The 1300-nt window shown below is 35.5% G+C and carries 1 rRNA gene; it reads right to left on the reverse strand.

Annotated features, from left to right (window positions below):
* Positions 1-1046: 1046 nt before the first annotated feature.
* Positions 1047-1163: ribosomal RNA gene (gene rrf, locus ACOSV2_RS22525) — 5S ribosomal RNA — on the reverse strand.
* Positions 1164-1300: the final 137 nt, after the last annotated feature.

Here is a 1300-nt window from a genome sequence, read left to right on the forward strand (position 1 = left end):
TGTAAGCGCTTCTCTCGAAGCGACCCTTACTATGTTACACGATCAATCATTTGATGTCAATAACTTTTTTTTGAAATTGTTATGATCAAGTTCATCGTGTTTTGTTGTCCGTGTTGTCCGTTTGCGGCAACAAATAATACTTTACCAGTTAACTTCGCAGAAGTCAACTTCTTTTTAAATGTTTTTTACTTTTATATCTACTAAGTTGTTAAACACTTAAACGAGCCTAATAGAAATAGTTGAAATCCCCTATAAAAGGCGGAAGAACAATAATATCACAAAAATCTACTTAATAGCAATATCTATTTTTACAATTTGATAGATATCTTTAAGTTCAGCTTAGAATACTATACTATATATATACACAAAGAAAAGAATCGTAAACATATCTGCTTGACTATGATTTCAGGTTACCTGAGTATCTCCGAATTCGGATGAGCTATTCTGAATGGAAATATGACGCTGATTTCCTGCAGGATGACAAAATATATTGAGAGGTAAGGAGAGTTCCAGATCTGAAGGTGGTCCAAATCAATTGCGAGTGGGGTTTTGTTACTCTTAGGCGAAAGCTAATTTTAGTTTGTATTTTGATATTTATTTTAACTTTCTAATAGATTGATCTTTTAATAGTAGAATCGGTGCGTGTTTTTATCATTAGAAATAGAACGATTTAGCCCTGTTCAATGTGCGATCCGTAATAATCAGACCTACAATATAGATTGTGGCTCCAATTGTCAGAGTATTATAGGGGACCATTAAAATAATTGCGTCAAAATAGATCGAAATTGCGTCTTTTTTATTTTTATTGCGTGGTTTACATCCGTTATTGCGTCATTTTGTTTTAGAATTGCGTATTTTAATCGCAATCTGTCCTTCATTGCTAATTTTAATTGTACGATCAACCTTCAATAACATTTGTCCAACATATAAAAACGCAAAAAAGCCGCCCTCTCTATCCTAGAACCAATTTGTTCTTCGAACCAAGAATCCATTAACAAATAAACACAAAAAAGAGTAGCCCCTAGGAGCTACTCTTTCTCACATTTGCCTGGCGACGTCCTACTCTCACAGGGGGAGATCCCCCAACTACCATCGGCGCTGAAGAGCTTAACTTCCGTGTTCGGCATGGGAACGGGTGTGACCTCTTCGCCATTATCACCAGACGAATATTCAATTGAAGGATTGTTCCTTCAAAACTAGATAAAGAATTGATGTCAAGAAAGCCGAATATCGACCCATGTTGTTCATTTAAAAAATGACTCTTTGTGGTTAAGTCCTCGATCGATTAGTATCAGTCAAC

Source organism: Rossellomorea sp. DUT-2 (genome assembly GCF_052665285.1).